Annotated in this window: 7 protein-coding genes and 1 pseudogene; 5 read left to right on the top strand and 3 right to left on the bottom strand. The window is 66.3% G+C overall.

All coding sequences use genetic code 11. The features are described from left to right. Positions 1–286, top strand: a pseudogene (locus WA317_RS08060) (hypothetical protein); the annotation flags it as partial. Then, on the top strand, positions 283–2,163 hold the full coding sequence (pknB, locus tag WA317_RS08055; protein WP_425172534.1) for a Stk1 family PASTA domain-containing Ser/Thr kinase: 1,881 nt from the start codon (positions 283–285) through the stop codon (positions 2,161–2,163). The pseudogene WA317_RS08060 and the gene pknB, both read left to right, overlap by 4 nt. Here the strand turns inward: pknB and WA317_RS08050 are convergent. Both WA317_RS08050 and WA317_RS08045 read right to left on the bottom strand, forming a co-directional pair. Next, positions 2,141–2,812, bottom strand: coding sequence for an aminodeoxychorismate/anthranilate synthase component II (locus tag WA317_RS08050; RefSeq protein WP_425172533.1), 672 nt, complete (start codon positions 2,810–2,812; stop codon positions 2,141–2,143). The two genes, pknB and WA317_RS08050, sit on opposite strands and share 23 nt — an antisense overlap. A gap of 15 nt (positions 2,813–2,827) precedes the next feature. After that, positions 2,828–3,613, bottom strand: a complete 786-nt coding sequence (locus WA317_RS08045; protein WP_425172532.1) for a DUF881 domain-containing protein — start codon at positions 3,611–3,613, stop codon at positions 2,828–2,830. A gap of 111 nt (positions 3,614–3,724) precedes the next feature. On the opposite strand from WA317_RS08045, the gene crgA reads away from it, so the two are divergent. Continuing rightward, positions 3,725–4,006 (top strand): cell division protein CrgA, encoded by a 282-nt coding sequence (gene crgA, locus WA317_RS08040; protein ID WP_425172531.1) that lies wholly within the window; start codon positions 3,725–3,727, stop codon positions 4,004–4,006. Between the two features lie 132 nt (positions 4,007–4,138). Further along, on the top strand, positions 4,139–4,615 hold the full coding sequence (locus WA317_RS08035) for a PH domain-containing protein (RefSeq protein WP_425172530.1): 477 nt from the start codon (positions 4,139–4,141) through the stop codon (positions 4,613–4,615). A 15-nt stretch (positions 4,616–4,630) separates the two neighbouring features. Here the strand turns inward: WA317_RS08035 and WA317_RS08030 are convergent, their stop codons facing one another. After that, on the bottom strand, positions 4,631–5,179 hold the full coding sequence (locus WA317_RS08030; RefSeq protein ID WP_425172529.1) for a peptidylprolyl isomerase: 549 nt from the start codon (positions 5,177–5,179) through the stop codon (positions 4,631–4,633). 146 nt (positions 5,180–5,325) lie between these two features. On the opposite strand from WA317_RS08030, the gene cwsA reads away from it, so the two are divergent. After that, positions 5,326–5,676: cell wall synthesis protein CwsA (gene cwsA, locus WA317_RS08025; RefSeq protein WP_425172528.1), on the top strand; the 351-nt coding region annotated here is incomplete at its 3' end.

The raw sequence follows: 5,676 nt of genomic DNA, 5'->3' as shown, positions 1-5,676 counted from the left end.
GCCCCGGCGCACGTTCTCGTCCGGTCAGCGCGCGCTGCTGTGGGCGGCGGGTGTGCTGGGCGCCCTGGCGATCATCATCGCGGTGTTGATCGTCGTCAACTCGCACAACGAAAGCACCCAGCAACAGTCACCTCCGACCGTCACCGACACTGGAACCCCGCCCGCCAAGTCGTCCGGCGGAGCGAGTACGGCGCCGGCACAGCCATCCAGCCGAACGGGGCGCCACCAGCGCGGACATCGCCTGGTTTTTTCGCTGGAACAACCTCATCCCGAGACACTACGATGACCACCCCTCAGCACCTGTCCGATCGCTATGAGCTGGGGGAGATCCTCGGCTTCGGTGGGATGTCCGAGGTGCACCTGGCCCGCGATGTCCGCTTGGGCCGCGACGTCGCCGTCAAGGTGCTGCGAGCTGATCTGGCTCGCGACCCTAGCTTCTACCTGCGGTTTCGCCGCGAAGCACAGAACGCCGCGGCGCTGAACCACCCGGCGATCGTCGCTGTCTACGACACCGGTGAAGCCGAGACCGCTGCCGGTCCGCTGCCGTACATCGTGATGGAGTACGTCAACGGCGTCACGTTGCGCGACATCGTCCATACCGACGGTCCGATGCCGCCCCGGCGGGCCATCGAGGTCATCGCCGATGCGTGCCAGGCGCTCAACTTCAGTCACCAACACGGCATCATCCACCGTGACGTCAAGCCGGCGAACATCATGATCAGCACGACCAACGCGGTGAAAGTGATGGACTTCGGGATCGCCCGGGCGATCGCCGACGGCGGCGTCAGCGTCACCCAGACCGCGGCCGTCATCGGCACGGCGCAATACCTTTCCCCGGAGCAGGCCCGGGGCGATCCGGTCGACGCCCGCTCCGACGTGTACTCCCTGGGCTGTGTGCTGTACGAAATGCTGACCGGGGAACCACCTTTCGTCGGTGACTCACCCGTCGCCGTGGCCTATCAGCATGTTCGTGAAGATCCCATTCCGCCGTCTCAGCGGCACGAAGGGCTTTCCGCCGATCTTGACGCCGTGGTGCTTAAGGCGCTGGCCAAGAATCCCGATAACCGGTACCAGACGGCCGCCGAGATGCGCGCCGATCTGGTCCGGGTGCACAACGGTGAGCCTCCCGAGGCGCCCAAGGTGCTGACTGACGCGGACCGCACGTCGCTGCTGTCGTCCACCCCTGCGTCGGGTTCGGTCGCCAACCATGCGGATCCGTCGCCCCGACAGCAGCTCGACTACACCACCGACCGCACCGTCGGTTCGGTGAGCCGCTGGTTGATCGTGGTGGCCGTGCTGGCCGTGCTGACCGTCGCGGTGACCATCTTGATCAACACGTTCGGCGGCGAGACCCGCAACGTCCAAGTGCCGGACGTGCGCGGGGAGGTGTCGGCCGACGCGATCGCTGCGTTGCAGAATCGGGGCTTCAAAACCCGCACGCAGCAGAAGCCCGATTCGACGGTGCCGCCGGATCACGTCATCGGAACCGATCCAAGCGCCAATGCGTCGGTCAGCGCGGGCGACGAGATCACGATCAACGTCTCGACCGGGCCGGAGCAGCGTGAACTGCCCGACGTGTCCTCATTGAGCTATACCGACGCGGTGAAGAAGCTCAAGTTCGCCGGGTTCAGCCGATTCAGGGAGGTGAACTCGCCTTCGACACCGGAATTCAACGGCCGCGTGGTCGGCACCAGTCCGCCGGCCAACCAGACCTCGGCGATCACCAACGAGATCACGATCATCGTGGGAACGGGGCCCGCGACCAAGCAGATCCCCGACGTGGTGGGTCAGACAGTCGACATTGCGCAGAAGAACCTGGATGTCTACGGCTTCACCAAGATCAGCCAGACTCCGGTGGACAGTCCCCGACCGGCCGGTGATGTGCTCGGCATCAACCCGCCGGCGGGCGCGACGGTGCCGCTGGATTCGGTGATCGAGTTGCAGGTCTCCAAAGGCAACCAGTTCATGATGCCCGACCTGTCCAACATGTTCTGGGCCGATGCCGAACCGCAGCTGCGCGCGCTTGGGTGGACCGGCGTACTGGTCAAGGGTGCCGATGTCGACGCCGGTAACTCGGCGCGCAACCGGGTGATTTACCAGAGCCCGGCGCCGGGTCAGAGCGTTAACAAAGACGGCAACATCACGCTGAAGTTCGGTCAGTAACCGCCAGCGGCCGCACCGCGGCAACCACCTCATTCTCCAGCCTGCGGACCAACGCGTCGTCGAGGGCCTGGCCGCAGAACGTCAGCCAGTTGGCGAGCATCCGGTGCCCGCCTTCGGTGAGGATCGATTCGGGGTGGAATTGCACGCCGTGAATCGGTAGCCCGGTGTGCCGCACGCCCATGATCACGCCGCTGCGGGTCCGGGCGGTCACCTCGAGCTCGGCGGGTAACGTTTCCGGCAGGATCGTGAGCGAGTGATACCGGGTCGCGGTGAAAGGATCCGGAAGCCCTTGCACCACACCGGTATTGCCGTGATAGACGCTGCTTGTCTTACCGTGCAACAACTCCGGCGCGCGGTCCACGGTGGCGCCGAAGGCGACGCCGATCGCCTGGTGTCCGAGACATACTCCGAGGAGCGGGGTTTGGGCGTCGGCGCAGGCGTGCACCAGGCCGATCGACGCGCCCGCGCGTTCCGGCGTGCCCGGTCCCGGGCTGAGCAGCACCCCGTCGAATTGCGTGGCCACGGCGGCCTGGTCGGACAGCCGGGGGTCGTCGTTTCGCCAGACCTGGGCCTCGACACCGAGCTGTCCGAGGTACTGCACCAGGTTGAAAACGAAGCTGTCGTAGTTGTCGACGACCAAAATTCGCACCGTGTCAGGCTACCGTCAGTACCCAACCGGCCCCGCGGGCCGCGCAAATTGCATCCGGACCGGCTCGGTGAAACCCGCGATCTGCAGATCCGGGCGCACCGCTTCGTCGTAGCCCAGACCGAACCGGACCACATACTGCTTGTACAGCGTGACCAGCGGAGCGGCGGCCAGCGCGGCCTGCATCGCCGCCGCATCGCCCACAGCGGCGATCGTGTAGGGCGGGCTGTAGGTGCGTCCGTTGAGCAGCAGAGTGTTCCCGACGCAGCGGGGCGCCGAGGTGGCGATCAGGCGCTGATTCTGCATCTGGACCGCTTCGGCGCCGGCACTCCACATCGCGTTGAGGACCGCCTGGATGTCTTGCTGATGCACGACAAGGTCGTCGGGGGAGGCGTCGCGAGGGAAGCGCCCGTTGGCGTCGCGCTGCGCGTCGGTCAGCGTCACCACCAGGCCCGGTCCGTGCACCGGAGCCGCACCGGCGTCTTCGGCAAGCTCCGCTGACCGCTTCAGCATCGCCGCCAAGGCGCCACTGATCGACCGCCCGTGCGTCGAGTCGATACGGGTGGCCAACGCGTCTCGTTCGGCACTGAGACGATCGACCGAGGACTGCTCGGCGCGGACCAGGTCGACCAGGCGCGGTGCATCACTGCGGCGTATCTCCCCTCCACCGGAGACGCCGTGCGTGGCGGCGAGCAGCATTCCGGCGAGCAGACACACCACTGGAACACCCAGCCGCCATGGCGAGCGGTCATGAGGCGCGTCCGACCGTAACGGGCGCCGGAGCCCGGCGATCCAGCCAGCCATCGGGTCTCCGTTCCCTGATCACGGCGAGGGGTGAGCTAGTCTCGTATCCGACAATTCTCCCGCTGCAGTCGCCATCGTGGCACCCGCCCTGCACAACTGTCCGAGGTATGAATGCCTAAGTCAAAGGTTCGTAAGAAGAACGACTTCACCGTCAGCGCTGTCAGCCGCACCCCGGTCAAGATCAAATCCGGCCCGTCGAGCGTGTGGTTTGTCGCATTCTTCTGCGGCCTGCTGCTCATCGGGCTGGCTTGGTTGATGGTGTTCCAGTTGGCCGCCACGGGCACTGATGCTCCGGCCGCTCTGAACTGGATGGCGCAGCTCGGCCCGTGGAACTACGCGATCGCGTTTGCTTTCATGATCAGCGGGTTGTTGCTCACGATGCGTTGGCACTGAGCGCGCGGATACGCCGTGGTGCATTCAGTCCAGTTCTGCGAGGTTAGCGAGCCGGCAACGTCCCGGCCACCCAATCACACGCTTGTGATTCATCCCCATTGTTGATAACGCCTGTGGATAACTGTGTCGGCCGTGGTGGGACCGGCTAGCCCCGGCGGAGAGCGAACCGAGTGGGCGCCGCCGACGGCGGGCATCGCCGGTTGCGGTGTCGCCGGCGCGGTGATGGCCGTCTTGAGTGCGACTGCCATCACAGATCCGCCCGGTAAGGTCCTCGCCGGTGTTGTCGCAGTGGGGCTGCTGGGGTTTGCAGGCTTCTCGTGGCGCGCACGGCCGAGGCTGGCGATCACCGCCGGCGGGCTTGTCGTCCGCGGCTGGTGGCGGCAACAGCTGTTGTCGCCGGCTGATCTGACGCTGGTGAGAATCACCGAGTTCCGTCGCATTGGTCGCAAGGTCCAGCTGCTCGAAATCGACACCGCCGACGACCGATTGCTGGTGTTCTCGCGGTGGGACCTCGGCACCCCGCCGCTGGAGGTACTCGACGCCCTGACGGCGGCCGGTTACTCAGGCCCGCGATCGGGTGGACCGGGCGATCCCGAGGCGGCGCTGTGAGACGCGCTCGGGCCGTTAGGAGATGGTGATCGACTCGATGACGACGGGCTCGTTCGGCCGGTCGTTCCGGTCGGTCGGGGTGGTCGCTATCGTGTCGACGACTTGCTGCGATTCGGGGTCGACGATCTCACCGAAGATGGTGTGCCGCCGGTTCAGGTGCGGCGTTTCGCCGACGGTGATGAAAAACTGTGACCCGTTGGTGCCGGGGCCCGCATTGGCCATCGCCAACAGATAAGGCTTGTTGAATTGCAGTTCCGGATGGAACTCGTCGGCAAACTTGTAACCCGGGCCGCCGCGACCCGTGCCGGTCGGGTCACCACCCTGGATCATGAAGCCGCTGATCACCCGGTGGAACGCCGCGCCGTCGTAAAACGGGCCCGACGAACTGCCGGAAGCGTTCTCGGTTGAGTACTCCTTGGTGCCCTGCGCCAGGCCAACGAAGTTGGCGACGGTCTTGGGAGCGTGGTTGCCGAACAGGGCGATCTTGATGTCGCCGCGGTTCGTGTGCAGGGTCGCCGTGGCGGTTTGAATAGGGCTGGTGGTCACGACAGCACAGTCTGCCATTGGTCGGTGCTGCCACTGGTGACGGGGGCGACCGGGGTGTGCGGCGGTATGCCGACGCACATCCACTCATTCGACCCGCAGCCGTTGTCTTGATGGCAGTCTGAGAAGTCGGTACGTGCGGCCCATCGGGCCGGGAAAGGCGGGAGATGAGCGCGAAGACGAAGACTCCGTTGACTCCGCGGCAGCGACTGACCCGTGGCCTGACGTACACAGCGGTGGGTCCGGTGGATGTCGCGCGCGGCGTTCTCGGCCTGGGACTCGACTCGGCTCAGGCGGGTGCCTCGAATCTGCGTCGGCGCTACCGAGAAGGCCAGCTGGCCCGCGAACTGGCCCTCGCGCAGGAGACCATCGCCGAGCAGCTGGCCGCCGCGCAAGAGGCGGTGACCGGCCTGCCGACGGCGCTGCAGGACGTCCGGCGGTCACACCGCCACGGCACGCGGCCCTGGATCATCGCTGGCGCCGCCACCGCTGTCCTCGCCGGTGGCGCGGTGGCGTTC

The organism is Mycobacterium sp. (genome assembly GCF_049802695.1).
Classification (GTDB): domain Bacteria; phylum Actinomycetota; class Actinomycetes; order Mycobacteriales; family Mycobacteriaceae; genus Mycobacterium.
The sequence above is the reverse complement of the archived record's forward strand: the minus strand, read 5'-3'. Positions and strand labels throughout refer to the sequence as shown.

Bases quoted from the DNA above. Each gene is read 5' to 3' on its own strand.
- pknB (WP_425172534.1), top strand. From the start codon at position 283: ATGACCACCCCTCAGCACCTGTCCGATCGCTATGAGCTGGGGGAGATC.
- WA317_RS08030 (WP_425172529.1), bottom strand. From the start codon at position 5,179: ATGGCAGACTGTGCTGTCGTGACCACCAGCCCTATTCAAACCGCCACG.
- crgA (WP_425172531.1), top strand. From the start codon at position 3,725: ATGCCTAAGTCAAAGGTTCGTAAGAAGAACGACTTCACCGTCAGCGCT.
- WA317_RS08045 (WP_425172532.1), bottom strand. From the start codon at position 3,613: ATGGCTGGCTGGATCGCCGGGCTCCGGCGCCCGTTACGGTCGGACGCG.